Raw genomic sequence first — 24,529 nt, 5'->3', positions numbered from 1 at the left:
TCAGGTCGACAGTTGCGTGCGGATCAGCGGGGCGATCTTGTCCGCCATGTATTGATGCCCGGCGTCGTTCGGGTGCACACCGTCCGCCCCGATCAGATCGGGCCTACCCACGAACCAGCTTTCAGCGATCGGGTCGACCCACGTCGCACCCGCGGCCGCCGCCGCCGCGCCGAGCACGTCGCGAACCTGCAGCATGGGGATGGGCACATCGGCGGTCGGCCACGGCGGTCCGATCACCAGGAACCGTGCGGACGGCGCCAGCTGGCGAGCCAGATCGAATGTGCTGCGGGCCTTTTGAGCTATCAGACCCGGATCGATGGTCTCGTCGTTGCGGGAGCCGAAGAACACCACCAGCACATCGTCGCGCTGCACCGCCCTTGCGGTCAGGTCCTCGAACACGCTGCCATGGTCGCCCGGCATGCCGTAGCCGGCCCTGCCCTCGGCCGCGACGTCGGCCGAGATCCGTTCGCCGCGCGCGGCGAGTACGTCCCAGGCGCGGGCGGGCCATGACCTCGGGCCCAGCCCACCTTCACCGGTGCCGGTGGTATACGAGTCCCCTACTACGGCAATGTGGTTCAACCGGAAATCCAGGGTCAGCGTGTCGTACGTGCGCACCTGAGCGGGGTATGCGATGCCGACGCCGACCAGAAAAGTCAGGCCGATGACAAAGGTGGCCAGACGACTCACCACTACCTCCCCCGTCAACGGCATCGTCATGTGCCACCGTATTTTCATCGATTATCCGCCGCCGGCTCGCGGCCGTGCGCTAACGCAACCGTCACACCGCGCGGACCGAAACGGCTTCCAGCGAGCGGTCGATCGGATGGACCGTGCCGTTCGGCGGCTCGTCGGGCTCGCTTCTCGCGGTGACGGCTTTGACGTCGACCATCCGGCGCATCCAGCGGCGGGCGGGCTCTTCCACGAAGTGATACATCACGATCGAGATGACCACGGCGATCGCAAGCAGGCCAATGATGTTCCATTTCCATGGATTGTCCTGCGGCCGAAGCTCGAACTGCTCGACGGACCAGCCCCATGCGGTGTGCACCAGCTCGTGAACCATGTACAGGCAGAACGAGATCTGGCCTCCGTAGACCATCAACCGGGTAGAGAGCACTCTCGGCAGGCTGCCGACGCCGATGGCCAGCGTGATCACCAGCGGAATGAACAGGATGTCGACCACGCCGCCGCTGTCGTTCTCCACCACCCCGGAGATCGGGTGCGCGTCGAACCAGTAGAGGACGCCCACCATGGCGGCCAGCAGAAGCAGGGACAGGTAGCCCGCCAGTCGGCGGCCGCGATCGGTCAGCCGCAGCCTGCGCACCGCGGCGCAAGCAAGCGCGCCGGCGGTGAACTGGGTGACGATCCGCGGCAACCAGCTCCACGGGGTGTAGAAGTGGCCACTGGCCAGGAGCATGACCACGGGGGGCAGTGCCGCCGCGAACGCCAGCAACATCAGGCTCCGCGCCCGCGTCGCCTGCTTCATCCGCAGAATCACCAGCACCAGAAGGCCGAAAAGCAGATAGGCCAGCCATTCCGCACTGATCGACCAGGCGGGCCCGTCCCAGCTCGAATCATCGAAAAACGGCACGAACCACAGCTGCACCAGCAGGATCTGGCGCACATAGCTGATCGCGGTGAGCTGGGCGGCGTCGGGCGACGGAACGTGGCCGACGTGCAGGGTGAAAATCACCCAGAGGGCGGCGAGGTGCAGCGTGACCAGGTACACCGGCCACACCCTGGCCAGCCGCAGCCACAGGAAGTGCAGGGTCGCGCGCGTCGACCATGACCGACCCATCCGGTCGAGGTAGTTCCAGGTCAGTACGAATCCGCTGAGGATGAAGAACAGGTCGACGCCCTGGGCTCCGCAGTTGAGCACCGGCGCGAGGGCGTCGTGGAAATCGGTCCCCACGTCGCCCAGCATCGGGCGGAAGTGAAACAGCACGACCCACAGCGCGGCGACGATGCGGAGCCCCGTCAGGGCCTTGATCTCGCCCCTGATCTCTGCGCCGCGCACGATGCTCTTTCCGCCTGGACTCTGCTGTTCCATTCGCCTGTTAGTCGGCTGACCGGGCGACCACGCGATGTCACAAGCCCCCGCATCGCAACCGGCAGCCATGGCAGCCTAGCAGCGCAATGGCCCCGGTGCGCGGACGGTTGTGGTGTGGCATGCGGCCTTTCGCCGACAATTCGCGCCTGGCGACCTTTGCTCGGAAAGGGCGGGAATGGCGGGGACAATCGCTTCTTAGCAAAACGTTAGATGCGGCTTTCACCCTCCTTAAGCTTGGGGTTTAGCGTCAGAAGCACAGCGAACGCCACGGAGAGCGAGGGGTGTTCATGACGATCGCCGAAGTCCTGACGCGGGAGCAAAACGGCATCCTCCACTGCGACGGCGCTTGGATCCGGGCCCACCGTCGCCAGCTGGCCACCGTGGTGACGATCCGGGGTGAAATCGACGCTCTCAATGCCGAACGAGTCGCCGGGTACATTCGCCGTTTCATCGTCGGAGAAGACCGCGTGGTGCTCGACATGAGCGGCGTCACCCAATTTGCTGGGCCGGGCATTTCGCTTTTGCAAACCTTCGATGACGACTGCCGCGCCGAAGGGGTGCAATGGACGCTGGTCGCGAGCCCGGCGGTCACCGAATCCCTGGGTGACAGCGGGTTTTCGGACGAACACTCGGTGCCCGAGGCACTGCACGACCTGGCCGACGCCATCGCCCGGCGCCGTCGGCTGGCACTACCGCTGGTCAGGACGTCTTAGAGCGCCGCTCACGGAGGTGTCGGGCGGTTCCGACCACCGCCAGCACCCCAGCACTCGCCAGCAGCAACAGGGTCAGCAACAGCAGCTGCGGGTCATACACCGTTGACGTGGTGAACGGCTGCCCGTCCGCGATGGGCGCCACCGCCACCAGGTGGTGCGAACGCGACCAGCTCACTCCCGCGCCGACGAACGCCGCGCAGGCCAGGCCCAGTTCGACCAGGACCCTGGTACCCCAGCGTGGGGCGCTCACTGTGCGGGCCCGGCTTCGTCGTCACGGTCGGCGTCGATGGCATCCGAGCCGGCGGGTTCGACCCGCTCCTGAACCAGCGGGGTCAGCGCATCGCGGAGCTGGCGATGCCGGCGGGCCCAGGCCTGAACGGTGCGTTTTCCGGTGAGCTGGAGCCCGATGCCGATCCGGCCCCGGGGCACCCCGACCAATTCGCCGAGCGCCCGCGCCGACTGCCACCGGGCCAGCTCCTTACCGGACGCTTCGTGGTTTTCGGCGTCGGGATACACCTTGAGGATCTCGCGCACCAGGATGGTTTCGGTGCCTTGACGCAGGGCGTCTTCGGTGAGCTCGACCGAGACGTGGATCCGGGCGGCCTTGACCTGCAATCCGACGAACCCGGACACCAGGATCAGGAAGATCACCGGGATCAAGAACGACACGGGGGCGCCGCTCCAGACCTCGATCAGGATCATCGAGCCCGCGGCCACCGGGCCCCATGCCACCCACCACCAGCTGGCGCCCGGCTCGTAGAACAACGGCTTCGGCTCGCCCCTCGTCGACTGTGATGTCAAAGCAAGCCCCATCTCACGAAAGCCAACCGGCCGCGTCCACGGCCCAATAGGTCAGCACGATATCGGCTCCGGCACGGCGGATGCTGGTCAACGACTCAAGCGCCGCCACCCGCTCGTCGATCCAATTATTCGCGGCCGCAGCACAAATCATGGCGTATTCCCCCGAGACTTGGTAGGCCGCCACCGGCACCGGCGAGACGTCCGCCGCGGCGGCCACCACGTCGAGGTAACCCATCGCGGGTTTGACCATGATGATGTCCGCGCCCTCGTCGAGGTCCAGCCGGATCTCGCGCAGCGCCTCGCGGAAGTTTCCCGGCTCCTGCTGATAGGTGCGCCGGTCCCCGGACAGGCTGGAACTGACCGCCTCTCGGAAGGGGCCGTAGAACGCCGAGGCGAACTTCGCGGCGTAGGCCAAGACCACCACGTCGGTGTAACCGGCGGCGTCCAGGCCGTCGCGGATCGCGGCCACCTGGCCGTCCATCATCCCGCTCGGCCCGACCACGTGTGCGCCCGACTCCGCCTGTGCGACAGCCAGTTTCACGTACCGGGTCAGGGTGGCGTCGTTGTCGACCCGGCCCCTGGCGTCCAGCACGCCGCAATGGCCGTGGTCGGTGAACTCGTCCAGGCAGGTGTCGGCCATCAGCACCGTCGCGTCGCCGAGATCCTTGGCCAGGTCCCGCAGGGCGATATTGAGGATGCCATCGGGGTCGGTGCCGGCCGACCCCATCGAGTCCTTGTCCTCGTCGCGAGGCACGCCGAACAGCATCAGCCCACCAACGCCGGCGTTGACGGCGTCGGCCGCGGCGCTGCGCAGCGAGTCGCGGGTGTGCTGCACGACGCCGGGCATCGACGCGATCGGCCGCGGCTCGTCGATACCGTCGGCGACGAACATCGGCAGCACCAAATGCCTTGGCTCCAAAGACGTTTGCGCCACCAAACGACGCAGCGCGGGGGTGGAGCGGAGCCGACGCGGGCGCTGCCGCGGGTAGGCCATCGGCTAGCGCCTGCGGCTCTTCTTACGCGGCGGTGGCAGCGCACCCTCGGCGCGCAACCGCGCGGCGTGCTCGGCCAAAGCATCGACCAGCGGACCGACCGCGGCCGTTTCGGGCTGCACGTCCACCCGCAAACCGAACTCGGCGGCGGTCTCGGCGGTTTTGGGACCGATGCAGGCGATGATCGTCCGCGCGTGCGGCTTGCCGGCGATGCCCACCAGGTTGCGCACCGTGGAGCTGGAGGTGAAGCACACCGCGTCGAACCCGCCGGTCTTGATCATCTCCCGCGTCTCCGCCGGCGGCGGGGCGGCCCGCACCGTCCGGTAGGCGGTGACGTCCTCGATCTCCCAGCCCCGTTCGCGCAGCCCCTCGGCCAGCGTCTCGGTGGCGATGTCGGCCCGCGGCAGCAGGACACGGTTCACCGGGTCGAAAATGCTGTCGTAGGGCGGGAAGTCGTCCAGCAGACCCAGCGACGACTGCTCCCCGGCCGGCACCAATTCGGGGCTGATCCCGAAGGCGCGCACCCGATCGGCCGTGGACTCGCCGACACAGGCGATCTTCACGCCCGAGAAGGCGCGGGCGTCCAGACCGAACTCGCCGAACTTCTCCCACACCGCGCGCACCGCGTTGGTGGAGGTGAACACCACCCACTGGAAGCGGCCGTCGACCAGACCCTTGACTGCCCGCTCCATCTGCGCGGGGCTGCGCGGCGGCTCGACGGCGATGGTCGGCACCTCGATCGGCAGCGCACCGTAGGACGTCAGCCGCTCGCTCATCTCGCCGGCCTGGTCCTTGGTGCGCGGTACCAACACGGTCCAGCCGTACAGGGCGCGGCTCTCCCACCAGTTCAGCTTCGCCCGGCTGGCCACCGTCTTGCCGATGGTCACCACCAGCGGCCCGGTCAACGGGCCCGCCGGGTCCGTCGCGCCCAGCACGGCCGAGTCGGTCAGACCGCCCAACGTGGTCTCGATCGAACGCTGCTGGCAGGTGGTGCCGTGCGCGGTCACCACGCACGGAGTGGACTCGGCCAGCTCGTGCTCGATCAGGGTGCGCGCCGCATCGGCCAGATGCGACGTGGTCGCCTGCAGGATCAGCGGGCCGGGCGCCGCGGCCAAAGCGTCCCAGTCCACATGTGGGTCGCGGACGTCGGCAACCGTGTGCGACGAGCCGAGCGGCAACCCCGCGTAGGTGGGCACGGAGTCCGTGGCAGCCAGGCCGGGCACGATCTCGAGGTGCAGGTGGCTCCGCGCGACGGCGTTCACCTCGGTGATGACCGCGTCGACCGTCAGCGGATCCCCAGCCACCAGCCGCACCACGTCGACGCCGGTGCGGGCCTCGGCGGTCAGCGTCTTCGCCACCTCGGCGGGCTCGCCCAGCGCCGGGCGGACATCGGGACCGGCCGATATCACCGCGGGTTGCTCCGCGCCGGTGGCGGCGTCGCCGTGCCCGGCAGGGGCATCGGCGGGCGCCGGGCCCGAAACCGGCGGCAGGTCTTTGCCGATCAGCGCCAGCACCGGCTCCGGCACGTCGGGGTCGGTGAACACCAAGGCGGCGTTCGCCAATACCGTGGCGGCCCGGGTAGTCAAGAGTCCCGGATCGCCGGGACCAGAGCCCACGTACGTGATGCGGCCGGGTCTCGGCTTACGCCCTCGCGTCGTCATTGTCGCTCCCACGTCACTCGCAATTAATTTCCTCGTGCCGGGTCCTGCCGCGCTTCCTGCATGAGTTCTCGGGCGCCGAGTTCGAACAACTCTGCGGCGACCGAAACCCCCAGCTCACGCGCCCGATCGGCGGTGCCGATGCCGGACGCGCGGATCACGTCAGATCCGTCCAGTGCCGCCACGCACCCGCGCAGCGACAGCTCTTCGAAGACTCGGCCTTCCTCATCGATGGACTCGACCACCTCGGCGATCGCGCCCACCGGTGCGGAACAACCGGCCTCCAGTTCGGCCAACAGGGCTCGCTCCGCAGTGACCGACGCGCGCGTGTCGGCGTCGTCCAACTCCGCCAGCACTGCCACCAACCCATCGCCGGCGCGGCATTCGACCGCGAGCGCACCCTGAGCCGGTGCTGGCAACATCTGCACCGGCTCTAACGTCTCGGTGACATCGTCGAGGCGACCGAGTCGGGCCAGTCCGGCCCGAGCTACCACGATCGCGTCGAGATCACCATTGCTTACCCTGTTCAACCTGGTATCTAGGTTGCCTCGTAGGGGGCGGATTTCCAAACCGAGACCCAATGCTCTAAGCTGCGCTGCCCGCCGCGGGGACGAGGTGCCCACCAGCGAACCGGCCGGCAACTCCCCGAGCACCAGCCCGTCGCGGGCAACCACCACGTCGCGGGGGTCGTTGCGCGGCGGGATGGCCGCAATGGTGAACCGCGGGTCGTCCGCCGTGGGCAAATCCTTGTGGGAGTGCACGGCGGCGTCCACCCGGCCGTCGTTGATGGCCTCCCGCAGCGCGGTGGTGAAGGCGCCGACGCCCAGGGTCTCGATGGGCGCCGACGAGCGGTCGCCGGCGGTGGTGATGATCACCAGCTCCGCGGGATGACCGTTGGCGATCAAGGCGTCCCTGACGACGCCGGCCTGGGTGGTGGCCAAGAGACTGCCCCGGGTACCTATCCGGATCACGTTCGGCAATCGGCTACTCGGCGGACGGTTCTTGCGTTCCGGCGTCGAATCCCGTTGATATGACGGGCAATTCGCCCGCGGCGACGGCGTCGACGGCGGTCTGGTCGAGTTCGAAGAGTTCGCGCAGCGCTTCGGCGTAGCTGTCCCCGCCGGGGGCGCTGGCGAGTTGTTTGATCCGCACGGTGGGCGCATGCAGCAGCTTGTCCACCACCCGCCGCACGGTGCGCGCCACCTCCTCGCGGTGGGCGCTCTCCAGGCCGGGCAGCCGGTTGTCCAGGCGCAACAGCTCCGCCTCCACCACGTCCGCGGCGCGCTGGCGCAATGCGGTCACCGTCGGCGTGACCTCGGCCATGCGCTGCCCCGCCAGGTAGGCGGCGACCTCGGCGGCCACGATGTGGCGCGCGGCGTGGACATCGGAGGCCGCGGCGTGCGCCGACGGCTCGTGCTGCACGCGGTCCACGTCGACGACCCAGACCCCGGGCAGACCGGCGACCGCGGGGTCCACGTCACGCGGCATGCCCAGGTCGCAGATCACCAACGGGCGGGCCGACTCGTCGCGGCGCGCGGCGGCCAGCGCGTGGTGCACGTCCGCCAGCGTGACGACCGGGCTCACCGCGCCCGTGCAGCTGACCATGACGTCGGCGTCGGCCACCGCGTCGGCCAAGCGGTCGAGCGACATCGCGTCGGCCTGGACACCGGATTCGCGGAGTTTGCGGGCCAACCGCTGCGCCCGGGACAGCGACCGATTCAGGACGTGCACGTGCCGGATACCGGCCCGGGTCAGGTGGGCCGCCGCCAAGGCGCCCATCGCGCCGGCACCGACCAGCACGGCGGTCTTGCCCTGTAGCCCGCCCAGCCGGCGTTCGGCCATGTTCAGGGCGACCGACACCACGGAGGCGCCGGCCGCGTCGATGGCGGTCTCGGAATGCACCCGCTTTCCCACCGACAGCGCCCGCTGGGCCAGCTCATGAAGGACCCGGCCGACCGTGCGGTTGGTTTCCGCGGTGGCATACGCGCGGCGCACCTGGCCGAGCACCTGCTGCTCACCCACGACAGCGGAGTCCAGACCGCTGGCCACCGCGAACAGGTGCTCGACGGCGGCCTCGCTGTAGCGGACGTACGCGTACTTGGTCAGGTCCCCCATCGACATTCCGGAGTGATCCGACAGCACCTGCCCGATTGCCGCCAGCCCGCCGTGGAAGGCATCCACCACCGCGTAGACCTCGACCCGGTTGCACGTCGACAGCACCATCGCCTCGGTTACCAGCGGCGACTGCAACACCCGGTCGACGATCTTGCCCTGATCGGATTCGTCGATGGTGAGTTGTTCCAGGACGGAGACCGGCGCACTGCGGTGCGAAACCCCGAAAAGCAAGACGCTCACGGCAGCATCACCTGGCCAGCTCCCTTGCTTTCTCCAGTAATTGAACTGGTTTCCACGGTAATCGTTTATCAGGTGGGCTACCAAATAATTGCCCGGCGGCCCTCATCGAGCGAGATCCGCGCGCAGCCGGGCCTCGTCTATATCCCAGTAACTGTGCTCGCGGCCGTCGAGCAGGATCACGGGCAGCCGGTCGCCGAACTCGGCCCGCAGCGCCGGGTTGCCGGCCGATGCGGCGGCGTCGACGTCGATCGTCGACAGGTCGAAGCCCAGCTCAGCCGCCAATTCACCGAGTCGCGCGTGTACGCGTTCGCAGATGGTGCAGCCGTCTCGGGTCAGTAGCTCCACGTGCGGCCGCCGGGGGGCGTCGGTCATGGCCACCAGTGTGGCATCGGTGACTTGTGAGGCCACCTACCAGGCGTTATGTTCCGGCCATGGCTGACGACACGCTGCGGGTTGATCCGGTGGTGATGCAAAGCCATGCCGTTTCCATCGGCGGCGCGGCCGAGCACCTTTCGGCCGAGTTGAGCCGGCTCGACGATCAGGTCGGTCGGGTGCTGGGCGGCTGGCAGGGGGCGTCGGGAACGGCATACGCCTCGGCATGGGAGCTATGGCATCGGGGCGCCCGAGAGGTACAGCTCGGGCTGTCGATGCTGGCGCACCTGGTGGGTCAGGCCGGCGAGGGCTACCAGGCCAACGAGGCCGGGTCCGCCCAGGCGGAGCGGGCGGTGCGTGGTGGCTGAGGCGTTCCGGGTGGATCCCCAGGCGCTGGCCGATGCGGTGCAGCGGATGGCGATGTTTCAGCGTTACGCCGAGGACATGATCGCCGAAATCGATTCTCGGGTAAGACGTTTGCACGCCGCGTGGACGGGTGAGGCCGCCGCGGCCCATGCCGGGGCGCATCAGCACTGGGTGCGCGGCGAGGCGATGATGCGTGAGGCGCTGGCGCAACTCGAGAAGGTAGCCACGACCGCGCACGGCAACTACACCGGCGCCGTGTCGACGAATCTCGGTATGTGGTCGTGAGCAGATGGCGCCGCTGGGGCGGCGCTGCCCGGGGGGAAGACAATAGGCCGCACCCCCGAGCCCATCGGACGTGGACGAGAAGCCGGACATACACAGCCCTCCCCACGCCTCCCGGATAGGGTTGAACATCGGGACCCACTGGGTCGCCAGGCAACACAGCGATCTAGGAGGTTTGGCGATGACTTCCTCTGACCCGGTCAACGGAGACCTCAGTCGCGCTGACTTGGAGTCGCTGGCCGCCGAGGCCAGCGCCGCCCGCGCGCTGGAAGGCCTGCGGGAGGAAACCGCCGCCGAGGATCGCCCGCAGCCGCCGATCGACTTGACCGCGGCCGCCTTCTTCGACGTGGACAACACGTTGGTGCAGGGCTCCTCGGCGGTGCACTTCGGCCGCGGGCTGGCGGCGCGCAACTACTTCACGTACCGCGATGTGCTCGGCTTCATCTACGCCCAGGCCAAATTCCAGATCCTCGGCAAGGAGAACAGCAACGACGTCGCCGCCGGCCGGCGCAAAGCGCTCGCCTTCATCGAGGGCCGCTCCGTCGAACAACTGGTGGCTCTGGGCGAGGAGATTTACGACGAGATCATCGCCGACAAGATCTGGCCGGGCACCCGCGAGCTCACGCAGATGCACCTCGACGCGGGCCAGCAGGTCTGGCTGATCACCGCCACGCCGTACGAACTCGCGGCGACCATCGCGCGGCGGCTCGGCCTGACCGGCGCCCTGGGCACCGTCGCCGAGTCCGTCGACGGCGTATTCACCGGGCGGCTGGTCGGCGACATCCTGCACGGCACCGGGAAGGCACACGCCGTGCGGTCGCTGGCCATCCGGGAGGGGCTGAACCTCAAACGCTGCACGGCGTACTCCGACAGCTTCAACGACGTGCCCATGCTGTCGCTGGTTGGCACCGCCGTCGCCATCAATCCCGACGCCCGCCTGCGCACACTGGCCCGCGAACGCGGCTGGGAGATCCGCGACTTTCGCACCGCCCGCAAGGCCGCGAGGATCGGGGTGCCGTCGGCATTGGCGCTGGGCGCGGCGGGTGGCGCACTGGCCGCGGTGGCGTCCCGACGACAATCGCGCTGATAGGCTGCGCCGCTGAGACCTATTCGAGCGGAGAGCGACAGCGGCATGACGACCCCCAAAGAAGCCGAAGGACTCATCGGCAGCCATTATCGGGCCCCGGATTACTTCCTGGTCGGACGCGAGAAGATTCGGGAGTTCGCGATCGCGATCAAGGATGAGCATCCGACGCATTTCAGCGAGGCCGATGCCGCCGCTGCCGGCTACGACTCGCTGCTGGCCCCGCTGACGTTCCTCGCTATCGCCGGACGGCGCGTGCAGCTGGAGATCTTCACCAAGTTCAGCATTCCGATCAACATCGCCCGGGTGATCCACCGCGATCAGAAGTTCAAGTTCCACCGACCGATCGTGGCCGGCGATATGCTTTTCTTCGACACCTATCTAGACTCGGTGATCGAATCCCATGGCACCGTGCTCGCTGAGATCCGCAGCGAAGTCACCGATGCCGACGGGAACCCGCTTATCACCAGCGTCGTGACGATGCTGGGGGAAGCCACAACCCAAGCCGACACTGATGCAACAGTGGCCGCAGTCGCATCCATATCAGCCGGAAAGTAGGGTCGAATCTATGACTTCACAGGGGGAAACGGGTAGCACCCAGCTCAAGCCACCGGTCGAGAAAGTCCGGTCCCATTACGACAAGTCGAACGAATTCTTCAAGCTCTGGCTTGACCCGTCGATGACCTACAGCTGCGGATACTTCGACGAGAATCCAGACCCGCAGAATCTGACCAAGACGCTGGAAGAGGCGCAGTACGCCAAGCGCAAGCTGGCCCTGGACAAGCTGAACCTCGAGCCCGGCATGACGCTGCTCGACATCGGCAGCGGCTGGGGCTCGACCATGCGGCACGCGGTGGCCGAGTACGACGTCAACGTCATCGGCCTGACGCTGAGCGAGAACCAGTACGCCCACTGCGTGGCCGAATTCGAGAAGATGGACAGCCCCCGCCGCAAGGAGGTGCGGATCCAAGGCTGGGAGGAATTCCCCGGCGACGTACCGATCGACCGCATCGTGTCGCTGGGCGCGTTCGAGCACTTTGCCGACGGAGCCGGCGACGCCGGATACGAGCGGTACGCCACCTTCTTCAAGAAGTACTACGACTTGCTGCCCGACGACGGCCGCATGCTGCTGCACTCGATCGTGGTGCCCACCGCCGAGGAGGGCAAAGCGATGGGCTTGCAGGTGAACATGACCCTGCTGCGGTTCATCAGCTTCATCCTGAAGGAGATCTACCCGGGCGGAAAGTTGCCCCAGGTCAACCTGGTCGACAAGTACGCGAACGATGCGGGTTTCAAGATCGAGCGACGCCACTTCATCGGCAAGAACTACGTGCCGACGCTGACCGCCTGGGGCGATGCCCTCGAGGCGCACAAGGACGAGGCGATCGCCCTGAAGGGGCAGGAGACCTACGACATCTACCTGAAGTACTTGCGGGGCTGCTCGGACTTGTTCCGCGACGGCTACACCAACGTCTGCCAGTTCACAATGGTCAAGTAATCCAAGCGCAAAACGCCCCGAAGCCGTTGGCTCCGGGGCGTTTTCGCGTCAGGAGAGGTTCAGCCGAAGAAGATGTTGCGCCGGCCGGCGAGCAAGCGGTACAGCGTCTGCTGGATCGTCTCGCGAACCTGATCGGTCAACTCGAAGGTGACCATCGGGTCCTCGGCGTCGGAGGCGGCGTAGTCGTTGGTGTAGATGGGCTCACCGAACGCGATGCGCCACTTCGACGGCAGCGGCACCAGCCCGGCCGGCCCCGCCAGCGGGAACAGCGGCGTGATCGGGAAGTAGGGCAGGCCGAACAGCCGGGCGAGCATCTTCACATCGGTCAGCATCGGATAGATCTCTTCCGAACCGATGATCGAGCACGGGATGATGGGCGCCTTGGTGCGCAGCGCAGCCGTCACGAAGCCCCCGCGGCCGAACCGCTGCAACCGGTAGCGGTCCTCGAAGCGCTTCCCCAGCCCCTTGTAGCCCTCCGGGAACACGGCGGTCAGTTCCCCGGCGGCGAGCAGCCGGTGCGCGTCCGTCGTGCAGGCCATCGTGTGGCCCGCTTTGCGGGCGGCCTCACCCACCACGGGCAGGTCGAACACCATGTCGGCGGCGAGCAACCGCATGTCCCGCTGGGCGGGATGCTCGTCGTGGACGGCCACCGACAACATCAGCCCGTCGAACGGCAACACCCCGGCATGGTTGGCCACCACCAACGCGGCCCCGTCGCTGGGCAGGTTTTCGATTCCGCTGACCTCGACCCGGAACCACGACCGGAAGAAGAACCTCAGCAACGGCCGGACGATCGCGCTGTTGAAGTGCGGATCGAAGCCGAACTCATCGACGGTGTAGTCACCCGTGAGCCGCTGACGCAGGAAGCCGGCAACCGCGGCGACGCGCTGAGCCAGTTCGTTGAGCGGGGCGTCCGCCGATCCAGCGCCCGCGGCACGCCGATGCTCGTCGATCTCGCGGACGACAGCGGCGATCTGTTCGGCTGAAGCCCGGCCGTGCGGGTCCGAAAGCAAGGAAGGATGCTGGCGAGCTGACTCCGCCCGCTGATCGGCTCTTTTACGCGCCGCTACCCGACCCCGATTTGTATGCAGTGGAATGACATTGGCTCTGGTTTCACCAGCCACGATACCTACCTGACCCCACCCCACGGAACTGGATTTCGGCTACCCCAGCGCTGAGCTAAAGATATGGCTCGACCCTCCAGGGAGCGTACCCGATGCGGGTCGATAATGGGAGTCATGCCGCGGCCGCGGACGTAGTCGTCGAAAGCCTCGGCCGTCGTCCATTTCGGCTGATATCCGAGCTCCGAGCGCATCCGGGTGGTGTCCATGACCCGGCCGTAACTCAGGTAGGCGAACTGATCGCGGCTGATCTCGTTGTAGCGATTGGCCCGCCTCAGCGAATCGAGCGCCCAGACGCCAAAACCGGGCACCGGCAATGGAATCCGGCCGGCCCGCCGGATCGCCTGCGACAGCATGATGATCCCGTCGGCGCCGATGTTGAAGGTGCCGGCCTTGCCGGCCATCGCCGCGCGCTCCAGCGCGCCCAGCGCATCCTGCTCGTGCAGCAGCTGCAGGCGCGCGTCGCGGCCGAACATCGTGGGCACCAGCGGCCCGGCCAGGTACCGCGACAGCGTGGTGTCCATGGCCGGCCCGATCATGTTGGCCAGCCGCAGGATCGTCACGGCGATATCGGGGCGGCGCCGGCCCAGACCGCGCGCGTACGCCTCGATGTCGAGACTGTCCTTGGCGAAACCCCCGCGCAGCGGTCGACGGCTGGTGCTGTCCTCGGTGAACATCACCGGATCGTGAGCGCTCGACCCGTACACCTCGGAGGTCGACTTGAGCACGACGCGGCGCACCGAGGGCGCCTTCTGGCAGGCCGCGAACAGCTGCATCGCACCCATCACGTTGATTTCCTTCAACGCCGCGGTGCCCCCGGACCGCGGGGCGTACGACGCCGCTGCCGCGTGTACCACGGTGTCGACGTCGCCGTTGCGAATCACCTTGGCTATGAAGGGATTACGGATGTCGGCACGCACAAACTCGGCGCGGCCCATCCGGCGCAGCATGTCCTTGCTGGGCGCGATCGCGTCCACCGCGATGACCGCGTTGATCATCGGGTTCTGCGCGAGCCGAGCGGTCAGGTAGCCGCCCAGGAACCGGCACGCACCGGTAACCAGCACAACCTTGGGGTAATGCACCGTGTTGCTCGCGGTGTCGCCGGTTCCGGCGCCATCCCCACTCGACTGATCCACCCAAACAGCCTATCCACCGGGAGAGACCGCAGCATTACGCCGCGGGCGGGCCTACTTGCCGAGTTTTCTGCGCTGCACCCGTGTGCGGCGCAACAACTTGCGGTGCTTCTTCTTGGACATGCGCTTGCGCCGCTTCTTGATTACTGAACCCATGAACTCCGCTATCTGACCCGTGACCTGCAAGCAGGATTGACCCGGATACTTTACCCGGCGGGACGCACCGAACACCAAACCGGCGTCGACGACCGCCGCGTAACCGCGAAGCGCACCGCCGGCTGCCCGCACACTCCGCGCAAGCAGCCAGTTTCGGGGTCAGCCCGCGTCGAAGTAAGACGTCTCCAGCATGTCGTGCACCGCCTTGGCGTGCACCCGGAAAGACCGCCCGACCCGGACCGCGGGCAGCTCGCCGTTGTGCACCAGTCGGTACACCGTCATCTTGGAGACCCGCATCAACGCCGCCACCTCGGCGACCGTCAAGAATTGTGTCCTGCCCTGCTGGCCCTCGCCGGAACCGGCGTCCCGCTTACCAGCGGAATCTCGCGCCGATGGCCCGTTCGTAGACGTCATCGCAACCCAATCGTGTCAGGCCCGCGCAATGCCAGCGGCTTCCCCTCCGCTGGCACCCACACGTGCATACAAAGAGGAGAATAGCGGGACTAATGGGGTTACTGGTACTGGTGGGGGACAATCAGTTTAAAATTCTTGGATTACTCCGATGTAATTCTTAGCTGCTCAGAGCGCGTTTTGGCGGCCTGAACCGCCGCATCGACGGCCGCCCGCAGTCCGCCCTTTTCCAGTTCGCGAAGCCCCGCGGCGGTGGTGCCACCGGGTGACGTGATGGTCGCCCGCAGCTGCGTCGCCGTGGCGTCCACCCGCAACCCCGGCGCCTCCCCCTCGCCCGGCCGCCGCTCGGCGTCCATCCGTTCCAGCAGCATGGCCGCGGACCCGGCCATCGTCTGCGCCGTCAGGTCGGCGGCCACGTCCCGGCTCAGGCCCGCGGCGACCCCGGCGTCCACCAGGGCCTCCACCATCAAGAAGAAGTACGCCGGGCCGGACCCCGACAGCGCCGTCACGGCGTCCATCTGGGCTTCCGGCACGGTCAGCACCCCGCCGACCGAGTCGAACAGGGCCGAGACGCCCTCGAGCTGCGGGACGGTGACGAACCGGCCCTTGGCCAGCGCCGTCACCCCCGCGCCGACCAGTGCCGCCGCGTTCGGCATCGCGCGGACCACCGGCGTTCCGGCCGGGAGCTTCGACTCGAAATACGAGATGCTGATCCCCGCCGCGACGGTGACGAACACCTGCTCGGCGCTGTCACTCTCGGACGCGGCGGCCGCCTTTGCCAGCTCCGCCATCACGGGCTCCACATCGCCGGGCTTGACCGCGACCACGACGAAGGATGCGTTCTCCACCGCGTCGGCCACCGAAGTGATCAACACCGAGTAGGTGTCGGCCAGATACTGGGCGCGCTCGGGAACACGTTCGGCGACCACCAGGTCTTTCACCTGCCGGCCCGCGCGGAGCAGACCCGACAGCAGTGCCTCCCCGATGCTGCCGCCACCGACGATCGCGATTCTTGCCATGCCCGACAGCATCGCAGACAGCGGCGGCTACCCGGCGGCAGGGACCAACGCCAATTGGCGGGCTTGCACCACCAGGCGACCCAGGCTGTCGACGACGGTGTGGTCCTCGTCGAACCAGTCATGTCCGATCTCGGTGCACGTCGCGATGATTCGCAGCCACCCGTCGGCAGGCAGTCCGCGCAGGAAGGCGGTCAGCTGGACGGTGGGAGCCCAGCCGGTGCGCTCCACGGCGAAGGTGACCGGCGCCGACAGATCCCCGCACATGAGCGCGAACAGCGCGTCCGGAGCCACCCCGCGCGGGCGCGCCCACATCTGGATCACCGGCGGGCCGCCGTCGGCGGACGGCCCGAGGGTCGACAGCACCGGACGCACATCGCACCCTTCGCCGAGGTGCACCAGGCCGGCCAAGGGATGCCCGGGCCCGATCGGCGCGATGTCGTCGGGGGGCTCGGGTGCCATCAGGCCCACGACCGGGTTGGCCGACAGCAGCGGCTTGGCATCACCGTCGGGCGGAAAATGTTCCGGCTCGCCGAGGTTGACCACGGCGTGCACCGCGGTGCGGTCGCCCTGGGTGAGCTCGACGTCGACGACGCTGATCCGGCGGCCGCGCTTACGGATCGAGGTCACCAACCGCATCGGGCCCGGATCGGGGGCCCACAGGAAGTTCGCCGACACCGCGACGGGTTGCTGGGCCGGTTCGAAGCCGGACGGCGACTGTGCGCCGCAGGCGGTGCGGGCGGCGTTGGCGCAAAGCGCCAGCATCGCGCCGCCGTGCACCTTCGGACCGATGGTCCAGTGCTTGTTGAGCTCACCCTCAAAGACGCCGGGGTCAACCTGCCGCAAGGCCATTGCGGTGGTGAATAACGCGTTCATGGTCTCCTGGGTTATCAGCGCAGCAGGTGTGTGCGGGCGAACTGCAACGATTCGGCGAGCATGCTTTCGCGGTCACTGGCGCTGCGCGCGCTGGACGTGGACACCTCCAGAATGACGTGGCCGGCGAAGTGGCTGCCGGCCAGCATCTGGCACACCTCGGCGGTGGGCTGCGTGCCATGTCCGGGGACCAGGTGCTCGTCGGCGGGCAGCCCGCTGCCGTCGCACAGGTGCAGGTGGACCAACCCGCCCCCCATCCGCTGCGCCATGTCCAGCGAGTCGCTGCCGGCGGTCGCGGTGTGGGACAGGTCCAGCGTGTAGTGCTCGTGGTTGCCGTCCAGCGGGTCGTACGAGGGCGCGAACGCCGATATCGCCGGCCCCGGGCCGCCGCCGCGCCGGCGCATCCGCTCCCGCGATTGGCCGGACCCGAAGAACCGGTCCGCCCGGAACGGGAACATGTTTTCCACCGCGACCATCACGTCGCTCGACGCTTCCAACTCGGCGACCTGGTCGCTGAATCCCTCGGCGTAACGACGCTGCCAGCGAAACGGCGGGTGCACGACGACGGTCTGCGCGCCGAGTTGCTCCGCCGCCCGCACGCTGCGGTCCAGCTTGGAGATCGGGTTGGCGCCCCACACCCGCTGCGAGATGAGCAGGCAGGGCGCGTGCACCGACAACACCGGTACGCGGTAGCGGCGGGACAGCTTCTGGACGGCGTCGATGTCCTGGCTGACCGACTCGGCCCACACCATCAGCTCGACGCCGTCGTAGCCGAGCCGGGCCGCGTACTCGAAGGCGGCCTCGGCCCGCAATGGGTACACCGAGGCCGTCGAAAGTCCGACTTTGATAGCTGGGCGCAACGGTCTGTGTGGTCCCGGGTCCGCCTAGCCCGACTGCAACGACAGCGCCAACGGGCCCAGGGTGATCAGCGACCCCACCGCGACCGCGATCAACGTGCTGGCGATGTCCTCGGTCTTGCGCACCACCCGAACGCCGGCCACCAGGCCCAGGATCACCAGCACCGAGAGCACCAAGGCCACGATGCTGTTCCAGCGCCACAACTGGTCGAAGGCGACGAACAATCCCGCGCCGAAAGCGACGGCCAGAATCGACTGAAATACGACCAAGCTGCCACGCCACAGCGACTCGAGCCTGCCCTGCGCCGGGTGGACGTCGGTGGCCGCGCCCGCGCGCACGGTCTCGCCGTCGAGGTGATGCTCGTCCGCTACGAATCCAGTGGCCAGCGGGTCTGCGTCCTCTTCGGCCTCATCGATCTCGGTGCGCAGGAAGGAACGCACGTATGCGGAGTCCTCCAGCGCGGGTTCGGCGTCGCGCACCTCCGAATCCATCACGTCCACCGGGAGATCGCTGTAGTGGTCCAGCGGGTCGGGATTCATGCCCTCGGCACCGGACTGCCCGGTGCCGTTGGCGTCCCCCGGCTCGACGTGGCTCAGGGGGCGCGGGTACGCGCTGCGCTCAGGCCCCGCCGCCTTGCCGGGTTGCGACGGCGACTTGGGCCAGCGCGGCTCCGGCTGCGACCAGTACGCGGTGGCGGGCTTGTCTTCGGTTTGCTGCTCGGAGGCGGCAACGACGGGTTCGGCGCCGGGCCGTTCGGCCGTGCGGGGGTCCTCTTGGTCGTCGCGGATGACCGGAATCTCGCCGGTCAGCTCGGCGACGGTCACCGCGTCGCTATCGCCGCGCCGGCGGCGCCGACGCCGCGTGACTGCCGGGGCGCCGATGGTTCCGTTCTTGGCCAGAAGTTCGGCCACCGAGATCGGCCGAGTGCCGGGGCTCTCGGTCTCGGAATGTGGTCCGGTCATGCTTTGTCGCCTCTCGATCGGTTCCCGTCCCGATCACCTGCCTGGCCTCCAGCATCGCGCACGGATCGCTTCATGAGGGGCGTTCCGTCGGCTTCGCTGTCCAGTTTGCGCAAGATGAGACCTTCCCGTAATGCCCACGGGCAGATATCCACCGATTCAATCGACAGCGCTCGCATGCTCGCCTCCGCCACCAGCGCACCCGCCACGATCTGCGGCGCCCGCTCGGCGCTCACCCCTTCCAGTTCGGCCCGGTCAGCGGTCGTCATCCTAGAGATGAAAGATATGAGTTGCCTGAGGCCGTTTGCTGTGAGCGTCCTTTTCGCCCGCGGTCCGGCCGCCGACGGCGCCGCGCCGGTGAGCCGTGCCAAGGAGCGGAACGTCTTCGACGTCGCCACCGCCAGGTCGGGGGCGCCGGCTTCCAACACGGTCACGGCGGCATCGGCGAGCTCGGCGTCCAGCCAGTCCCGCAGCATCCCCACCCGGCGGCGGCCGGGCGGATCGTCGGGCAGCCATTCGCGGGTCAATCGGCCGGCACCCAGCGGCAGCGACAGGGCAACCTCGGGCTCCTCGTCGACGCCGCTGGACATTTCCAGCGAGCCGCCACCGATGTCGAGGTTGATGATCCGCCCCGCGCTCCACCCATACCAGCGGCGCACGGCCAGAAAGGTCAGCCGCGACTCGTCGACGCCACTGAGAGCCTCCAGCTCGACACCGGTTTCTTTGCGGATGCGGGTGAGCACGTCGTCGGAGTTCACCGCGTCACGGAGCGCGGACGTGGCAAAGGCCATCAGCTCGGCGCAGCCCGAGCTGTCCGCGATCTTGGCGAACTCGTCGATCGTGGAGATAAGTTTCTCGGCGCCGCGCTTGGTGATCTTGCCCGAGCTGTCGATGGACTCGGCGAGGCGCAGCGTGGCCTTGGTCGAACTCATGGGCGTGGGATGCCCACCACGGTGCGCATCAACCACCAGCAGATGCACCGTGTTGCTGCCCACGTCGAGCACGCCCAATCGCACGGGAAACAACCTAGTCGGCGAAGATGCGGCCCGCTGTGGAGGTTGCCGATGTTGCACCGTCGGGCCCAGAGTGTCAGCAAGCCGAAGAGCCGGAATCGTCGACTAACGTGGACCCGTGGCGAATGCTTATCCGGAACCGGGGCACGAGGTCGAACTCGACTTCGCCCGTGAGTGGGTGGAGTTCTACGACCCGGACAATCCCGAGCACCTGGTCGCGGCCGATCTCACCTGGTTGCTGTCGCGCTGGACATGCGTGTTCGGCACGCCCGCCTGCCACGGCACGGTGGCCGGCCGCCCGGACGACGGATGCTGTTCGCACGGGGCGTTCTTATCCGACGACGACGACCGCGCCCGGCTCGACGACGCCGTGCAGCACCTGACCGACGAAGATTGGCAGTTCCGCGAAAAGGGCTTGGGCCGCAAGGGATATCTGGAGCTCGACGAGCACGACGGACAAGCCCAGTACCGCACCCGCAAACACAAGGACGCCTGCATCTTCTTGAACCGGCCCGGCTTCCCCGCCGGCCCCGGGTGCGCGCTGCACAGCAAAGCCCTCAAGCTGGGCGTCGCGCCGTTGACCATGAAGCCCGACGTCTGCTGGCAGTTGCCCATCCGGCGCAGCCAGGAGTGGGTGACGCGGCCCGACGGCACCGAAATCCTCAAAACCACTGTTACCGAATACGATCGGCGCGGCTGGGGCTCCGGGGGTGCCGACCTGCATTGGTACTGCACCGGCGACCCCGGCGCCCACGTCGGCGCCAAGCAGGTGTGGGAGAGCATGGCCGATGAGCTCACCGAGCTGCTCGGCGCCAAGGCCTACGCGGAACTGGCGGCGATGTGCAAGCGCCGTAGCAAGTTGGGGCTCATCGCGGTCCATCCGGCGACTCGCCTCGCCGAGTAGCTCCAGTCTTGTTGTAAGACAAGATCATTCGCTGTGCGCTGGCGCGCAGATACTCCTCCACCGCGGCGGCCGCCGCAGCCTCGTCGCCCGACAGCACGGCGTCGGTGATGGCACTGAGGCCGGCTACCACGGGTGCGGCGTCGTCATAAGCGGCGGTGAGGTCGTGCTCGCGGCCGCCGAAGGCGTGCTCGACCCAGCGGTACAGCAACGCCAGCGCGCGGTTGCGGCTGTGATGGATGAGCACCCGGAAGTAGGCGAGGTCGGCGGCCTGGCGCGCGGCCGGGCTGTCGGCCCCGCGGACCGCGTCCAACGCGGCGCGTAGGGCCTCGGCATCCCCGCGGGCGCCGTGCCGCGCGGCCGACCGCCCGATCAACGGGCCCAGGGCGGCCCGGATTTCGAACAGTTCCACCAGGAACTCGGGGCCCAATTTGCGGACCAGTGCCTCGACCACCGCGGGGTGGGTGAGCGCCTGCGGGTCAGCCACCACGTTGCCGCTGCCGTGCCGGGCCTCGATCAGGCCCATTTGCTGCAGCCTGGCCAGACCCTGCCGCAGCGACGTGCGGTTGACACCGAGCTGTTCGGCCAGTTCGCGCTCGGGAGGCAACGCCGAACCCGGCGGAAACGCGCCGTCGAGGATGGCGTCGGTGATGGACGCGGCGATCTGTTCATCGACGCGTTGGCGGTCGGGCGGACGCAGCGGACTTGACTGGTTCATTGGCTCAACCAATATAGTGGACGAATCCACGGAAGGTGAGCAATGGACGGCGAGATGCGATCGGCAGCGGCCCCGCGTTGGCGCGGCAAGGCCGGGCGCCTGGAGGTCTGGTACGCCACCCTCTCGGATCCGGTGACGCGCGCCGGGCTGTGGGTGCACTGCGAGACGGTGGCCCCGCTGGCCGGCGCCGACGCTGCCTACGCGCACGGCTGGGCCACCTGGTTTGCGCCCGACGGGCCGCCCCGCACCGAGCGGTTCGGGCCCGTGCCCGCCCGGCCCGCGGCCGGCCCCTGGTGGTTCGACGCCGAGGACGTGCGGGTGGGCGACGAACGGCTGAGCGGACGCGCCGGATCACTCGCCTGGGATCTGTCCTGGACCGACACCGGCGGACCGCTGTGGACGTTTCCCCGCGCCGCCTGGGAGCGCGAGCTGCTGCCGGGCGCCCAGGTCGTCCTGGCCCCCACCGCCGACTTCACCGGCTCATTGACCATCAACGACGCCGCCGCGCGCATCGAGGGGTGGCGCGGCGGCGTCGCCCACATCTACGGACACGGCAATGCCAAACGCTGGGCATGGGTCCATGCCGACCTCGGCAACGGTGACGTGTGCGAGGCGGTCACCGCCGTCTCGCACAAGCCGGGCCTGAACAGGCTCGCGCCGATGGCGTTCGTCCGGTTTCGGATCGACGGAAAGGATTGGCCCGCAAGCCCATTGCCGTCACTGCGGATGCGCACGACGCTCGGTCTGCAGCACTGGCAGCTGGAGGGACGCATCGGTGGCCGCCGGGTGCTCATCCGGATCGACCAGCCGGCGGACAGATGCGTGAGCCTGCAATACACCGATCCCGACGGCGGTAAGGCGGTGTGCACCAACACCGAACAAGCCGACGTCCACATCGAGATCGACGACCGGCACTGGTCGGTGCTGGGCACCGGGCACGCCGAAGTGGGCCTGCGCGGCCGCGCGGCACCCGACGTCAACGAAAGGATTCCGACATGAGCTTTCTGCTGGACCCACCATTGCTGTTCGCCTCCGGCGTGCTCATCGAGCGGCGGCTGCCCGCCGACCGTCGCGATGTCGCCGAGGCCGCCACGCTGGGCGTCTTCTTCGGCGGGTCGTTCGGGCTGTACAACAACGTCCCCGGATTGGGGGTGTTGTGGCGGCCCTTCCGCGCCCGCAATGGCCGCGACTTCATGTGGAACAGCGGGGTTTTCGGCGTGAACACCGCTGAAGCGGACTGGCCGCTGCACGCCGCGGCGGCTGCCATCTTCGCCACCTATCCGTTCTTCATCAAGATGGGCCGCCGGCTCGCGCGGGTGATATGAGCCTGGTCGCGTCGTTCGGGAGCGCGTTACTACCCGAGGAATACGGCGGCCCGACACCGCCCGAGCTGACCGACCGCGTCGAGCGCTACCTGCGACAGCTGCCGACGACATCGCGGGTCGCGATGCGCGCCGGGATGCTCGCGCTGGCCGCGGCGAGCTACGTCACCACCGGGCGGTCACTGCCCCGGCTCGGCCCCGACCGGCGCGAGCAGGTGGTGCGGCGCGTCGCCGCGCTGAGCCCGGACGCCGGCGCGGCCGTCGAGGCCATGAAGGCGATTGTACTCTTGGCTAACGGCGCTGAAACCTATGCGCCGGAACTACTTTCGCACGCCAAAGAACAGGGAACGGCCCGGCCCGACGCGACGTTGAACGTCGTCTCCTCGGCCGAGAGCGGGTCCGTCGTCACCGCGGATGCGGTGATTGTGGGGTCCGGTGCCGGCGGCGCGATGGTGGCCCGCACCCTGGCGCGGGCCGGACTGGACGTCGTCGTTCTCGAGGAGGGGCGCCGCTGGACGGTCGAGGAATTCCGCACCACTCATCCCATCGACCGCTATGCCGGGTTGTACCGCGGCGCCGGGGCCACCATCGCCCTGGGACGTCCGTCGGTGGTGCTGCCCATCGGCCGGGCGGTCGGCGGCACCACGGTGGTGAACTCCGGCACCTGCTACCGCCCGCCGGCGGCCGTGCAGCGGCGCTGGCGTGACGAGTTCGGGCTTGCCCTCGCCGATTCGGACCGGCTGACCGAGCGCCTCGACGACGTCGAGCACACGCTGCGGGTCGCCCCGGTGCCGCTGGAGGTCATGGGCCGCAACGGGCGGCTGCTGCTGGATGCCGCTGCCACGCTGGGCTGGCGGGCGGCGCCGATTCCGCGCAACGCGCCGGGCTGCGAAGGCTGTTGCCAGTGCGCGATCGGTTGTCCCCGCAACGCCAAGTTCGGCGTGCACCTCAACGCGCTGCCCGAGGCGTGCGCGGCGGGCGCGCGGATCATCTCCGATGCCCGCGTCGAGCGGGTGTTGCATCGGCACGGGCGCGCCCGGGGCGTGCGGGCCCGCCGGGCCGACGGCACGGCGCTGGACGTGCTGGCCGACACGGTCATCGTGGCGGCCGGCGCCACCGAGACGCCGGGGCTGTTGCGGCGCAGCGGCTTCGGTGCGCACCCGCGGCTCGGTCGCAACCTGGCGCTGCATCCGGCGACGATGCTCGCCGGGCGTTTCGAGGACGACGTCGTCGCCTGGCACGGGGTGCTGCAAAGCGCAGCGGTTCACGAGCTTCACGAATCACACGGCGTGCTGATCGAAGCGACCTCAACCCCGCCCGGCATGGGTTCGATGGTGTTTCCCGGCTATGGCGCCGAGCTGCTCGGCTGGCTGGACACCGCGCCCCGGGTGGCGACGTTCGGCGCCATGGTGGCCGATCGCGGCGTCGGCTCGGTGTCGTCTGTGCGCGGCGAAACGCTGGTGCGCTACAACATCTCCCGCGCCGACATCGCCAAGCTCGTCGTCGCAATCGAGGCCATGGGCCGGCTGTTGTTCGCGGCGGGGGCGACCGAGGTGCTCACGGGTTTACCGGGCGCGACGACGGTGACATCGCTGCCCGCCCTGCAGGACGCCTTGCGCCGCAGCGACCCAAAGAGCTTGCACCTGGCCGCCTTTCACCCGACCGGCACGGCCGCCGCCGGCGTCGACGCTCAGCTCTGTCCGGTCGACGAGACCGGGCGGCTGCGCGGCGTGGACGGTGTATGGGTCGCCGACGCCTCGATCTTGCCGAGCTGCCCGGAGGTCAACCCGCAGGTGTCGATCATGGCGCTGGCGTTGGGCGTAGCCGACGAAGTGGTGGGCGCACGCAGCTGATCGAGTGCGCGCCCAGTCACCGTT

28 protein-coding genes and 1 pseudogene are annotated in these 24,529 nt (G+C 68.4%); 10 read left to right on the top strand and 19 right to left on the bottom strand.

The features are described 5' to 3' along the window. Positions 1-687, bottom strand: a complete 687-nt coding sequence (locus A5758_RS09960; protein ID WP_067213202.1) for a GDSL lipase — start codon at positions 685-687, stop codon at positions 1-3. A gap of 91 nt (positions 688-778) precedes the next feature. Continuing rightward, entirely contained in the window at positions 779-2,017 is a 1,239-nt protein-coding gene (locus A5758_RS09955) for an acyltransferase (protein ID WP_067739967.1), read from the bottom strand. A 320-nt stretch (positions 2,018-2,337) separates the two neighbouring features. On the opposite strand from A5758_RS09955, the gene A5758_RS09950 reads away from it, so the two are divergent. Then, positions 2,338-2,763 (top strand): STAS domain-containing protein, encoded by a 426-nt coding sequence (locus A5758_RS09950; RefSeq protein ID WP_067739965.1) that lies wholly within the window; start codon positions 2,338-2,340, stop codon positions 2,761-2,763. On the opposite strand, the gene A5758_RS09945 is transcribed toward A5758_RS09950, so the two are convergent. The 7 genes and pseudogenes from A5758_RS09945 to A5758_RS09915 all read right to left on the bottom strand — a co-directional run bounded on the left by A5758_RS09945 (position 2,750) and on the right by A5758_RS09915 (position 8,941). After that, entirely contained in the window at positions 2,750-3,013 is a 264-nt protein-coding gene (locus A5758_RS09945) for a hypothetical protein (RefSeq protein WP_067739508.1), read from the bottom strand. The two genes, A5758_RS09950 and A5758_RS09945, sit on opposite strands and share 14 nt — an antisense overlap. Next, positions 3,010-3,576, bottom strand: a complete 567-nt coding sequence (locus A5758_RS09940; RefSeq protein ID WP_067739506.1) for a DUF3093 domain-containing protein — start codon at positions 3,574-3,576, stop codon at positions 3,010-3,012. Before A5758_RS09940 ends, A5758_RS09945 begins: the two co-directional genes overlap by 4 nt. A 1-nt stretch (position 3,577) precedes the next feature. After that, positions 3,578-4,558 carry a porphobilinogen synthase gene (gene hemB, locus A5758_RS09935; protein ID WP_082939642.1) on the bottom strand — a complete coding sequence of 327 codons (981 nt, stop codon included), beginning with the start codon at positions 4,556-4,558 and terminating at the stop codon, positions 3,578-3,580. Positions 4,559-4,561: 3 nt separating this feature from the next. Further along, positions 4,562-6,217, bottom strand: a complete 1,656-nt coding sequence (locus A5758_RS09930; RefSeq protein WP_067212935.1) for a uroporphyrinogen-III synthase — start codon at positions 6,215-6,217, stop codon at positions 4,562-4,564. Positions 6,218-6,240: 23 nt separating this feature from the next. After that, the gene (gene hemC / locus A5758_RS09925) at positions 6,241-7,185 is read right to left on the bottom strand and encodes a hydroxymethylbilane synthase (protein ID WP_067213192.1); all 945 of its coding nucleotides are present in this window, start codon (positions 7,183-7,185) and stop codon (positions 6,241-6,243) included. Positions 7,186-7,198: 13 nt separating this feature from the next. Then, entirely contained in the window at positions 7,199-8,569 is a 1,371-nt protein-coding gene (locus A5758_RS09920) for a glutamyl-tRNA reductase (protein ID WP_067739504.1), read from the bottom strand. A 7-nt stretch (positions 8,570-8,576) separates the two neighbouring features. Continuing rightward, positions 8,577-8,941 (bottom strand): annotated as a pseudogene (locus A5758_RS09915) (glutaredoxin family protein). A gap of 59 nt (positions 8,942-9,000) precedes the next feature. On the opposite strand from A5758_RS09915, the gene A5758_RS09910 reads away from it, so the two are divergent. From A5758_RS09910 to A5758_RS09890, 5 genes are all read left to right on the top strand, one after another. Continuing rightward, positions 9,001-9,309 (top strand): WXG100 family type VII secretion target, encoded by a 309-nt coding sequence (locus tag A5758_RS09910; RefSeq protein ID WP_067739502.1) that lies wholly within the window; start codon positions 9,001-9,003, stop codon positions 9,307-9,309. Beyond that, a complete protein-coding gene (locus A5758_RS09905) occupies positions 9,302-9,592 on the top strand; it encodes a WXG100 family type VII secretion target (RefSeq protein WP_067739961.1) in 291 nt (96 codons plus the stop codon). Before A5758_RS09910 ends, A5758_RS09905 begins: the two co-directional genes overlap by 8 nt. A 178-nt stretch (positions 9,593-9,770) precedes the next feature. Then, positions 9,771-10,676 (top strand): HAD family phosphatase, encoded by a 906-nt coding sequence (locus tag A5758_RS09900; RefSeq protein WP_067739500.1) that lies wholly within the window; start codon positions 9,771-9,773, stop codon positions 10,674-10,676. A 45-nt stretch (positions 10,677-10,721) separates the two neighbouring features. Further along, positions 10,722-11,231 (top strand): MaoC family dehydratase N-terminal domain-containing protein, encoded by a 510-nt coding sequence (locus A5758_RS09895; protein ID WP_067739498.1) that lies wholly within the window; start codon positions 10,722-10,724, stop codon positions 11,229-11,231. A 10-nt stretch (positions 11,232-11,241) separates the two neighbouring features. Then, the gene (locus A5758_RS09890) at positions 11,242-12,171 is read left to right on the top strand and encodes a cyclopropane mycolic acid synthase family methyltransferase (protein WP_067739496.1); all 930 of its coding nucleotides are present in this window, start codon (positions 11,242-11,244) and stop codon (positions 12,169-12,171) included. Positions 12,172-12,230: 59 nt separating this feature from the next. Here the strand turns inward: A5758_RS09890 and A5758_RS09885 are convergent, their stop codons facing one another. From A5758_RS09885 to A5758_RS09845, 9 genes are all read right to left on the bottom strand, one after another. Then, on the bottom strand, positions 12,231-13,319 hold the full coding sequence (locus tag A5758_RS09885) for a lysophospholipid acyltransferase family protein (RefSeq protein ID WP_197503841.1): 1,089 nt from the start codon (positions 13,317-13,319) through the stop codon (positions 12,231-12,233). After that, the gene (locus A5758_RS09880; RefSeq protein WP_067212914.1) at positions 13,301-14,428 is read right to left on the bottom strand and encodes an SDR family oxidoreductase; all 1,128 of its coding nucleotides are present in this window, start codon (positions 14,426-14,428) and stop codon (positions 13,301-13,303) included. The genes A5758_RS09885 and A5758_RS09880 overlap by 19 nt, the downstream gene beginning before the upstream one ends. 51 nt (positions 14,429-14,479) lie before the next feature. Beyond that, positions 14,480-14,581 carry a 30S ribosomal protein bS22 gene (locus A5758_RS25155; RefSeq protein WP_003402602.1) on the bottom strand — a complete coding sequence of 34 codons (102 nt, stop codon included), beginning with the start codon at positions 14,579-14,581 and terminating at the stop codon, positions 14,480-14,482. A gap of 159 nt (positions 14,582-14,740) precedes the next feature. Further along, positions 14,741-14,995, bottom strand: a complete 255-nt coding sequence (locus A5758_RS09870; protein WP_066956383.1) for a cell division/environmental response transcriptional regulator — start codon at positions 14,993-14,995, stop codon at positions 14,741-14,743. A 140-nt stretch (positions 14,996-15,135) separates the two neighbouring features. Next, positions 15,136-16,011 (bottom strand): pyrroline-5-carboxylate reductase, encoded by an 876-nt coding sequence (gene proC, locus A5758_RS09865; protein WP_197503839.1) that lies wholly within the window; start codon positions 16,009-16,011, stop codon positions 15,136-15,138. A 27-nt stretch (positions 16,012-16,038) separates the two neighbouring features. Continuing rightward, complete coding sequence (locus A5758_RS09860; RefSeq protein WP_067739494.1) at positions 16,039-16,884, bottom strand: thioesterase family protein; 846 nt, start codon at positions 16,882-16,884, stop codon at positions 16,039-16,041. Positions 16,885-16,898: 14 nt separating this feature from the next. After that, entirely contained in the window at positions 16,899-17,741 is an 843-nt protein-coding gene (locus A5758_RS09855) for a sugar phosphate isomerase/epimerase (protein ID WP_067739492.1), read from the bottom strand. A 24-nt stretch (positions 17,742-17,765) separates the two neighbouring features. Beyond that, complete coding sequence (locus A5758_RS09850; RefSeq protein ID WP_067739491.1) at positions 17,766-18,701, bottom strand: hypothetical protein; 936 nt, start codon at positions 18,699-18,701, stop codon at positions 17,766-17,768. Next, the gene (locus tag A5758_RS09845) at positions 18,698-19,714 is read right to left on the bottom strand and encodes a Ppx/GppA family phosphatase (protein WP_067212902.1); all 1,017 of its coding nucleotides are present in this window, start codon (positions 19,712-19,714) and stop codon (positions 18,698-18,700) included. Before A5758_RS09845 ends, A5758_RS09850 begins: the two co-directional genes overlap by 4 nt. Positions 19,715-19,829: 115 nt before the next feature. On the opposite strand from A5758_RS09845, the gene A5758_RS09840 reads away from it, so the two are divergent. After that, entirely contained in the window at positions 19,830-20,615 is a 786-nt protein-coding gene (locus A5758_RS09840; protein ID WP_067212899.1) for a hypothetical protein, read from the top strand. Here the strand turns inward: A5758_RS09840 and A5758_RS09835 are convergent. Further along, complete coding sequence (locus tag A5758_RS09835; RefSeq protein WP_067739489.1) at positions 20,578-21,330, bottom strand: FadR/GntR family transcriptional regulator; 753 nt, start codon at positions 21,328-21,330, stop codon at positions 20,578-20,580. The two genes, A5758_RS09840 and A5758_RS09835, sit on opposite strands and share 38 nt — an antisense overlap. A 42-nt stretch (positions 21,331-21,372) precedes the next feature. Here A5758_RS09835 and A5758_RS09830 point away from each other — a divergent pair, with 42 nt between their 5' ends. Genes A5758_RS09830 through A5758_RS09820 form a run of 3 tightly spaced genes read left to right on the top strand, consistent with a single transcriptional unit; the run spans position 21,373 to position 24,505 of the window. Beyond that, on the top strand, positions 21,373-22,329 hold the full coding sequence (locus A5758_RS09830) for a hypothetical protein (RefSeq protein WP_067739487.1): 957 nt from the start codon (positions 21,373-21,375) through the stop codon (positions 22,327-22,329). Further along, a complete protein-coding gene (locus tag A5758_RS09825) occupies positions 22,326-22,655 on the top strand; it encodes a hypothetical protein (RefSeq protein WP_067212893.1) in 330 nt (109 codons plus the stop codon). The genes A5758_RS09830 and A5758_RS09825 overlap by 4 nt, the downstream gene beginning before the upstream one ends. After that, the gene (locus A5758_RS09820) at positions 22,652-24,505 is read left to right on the top strand and encodes a GMC family oxidoreductase (protein WP_067739485.1); all 1,854 of its coding nucleotides are present in this window, start codon (positions 22,652-22,654) and stop codon (positions 24,503-24,505) included. Before A5758_RS09825 ends, A5758_RS09820 begins: the two co-directional genes overlap by 4 nt. Positions 24,506-24,529: the final 24 nt, after the last annotated feature.

The sequence above is a fragment of the Mycobacterium sp. 852014-50255_SCH5639931 genome (genome assembly GCF_001665605.1).
GTDB classification, from domain to species: Bacteria; Actinomycetota; Actinomycetes; order Mycobacteriales; family Mycobacteriaceae; genus Mycobacterium; species Mycobacterium paraffinicum.
The sequence above is the reverse complement of the archived record's forward strand: the minus strand, read 5'-3'. Positions and strand labels throughout refer to the sequence as shown.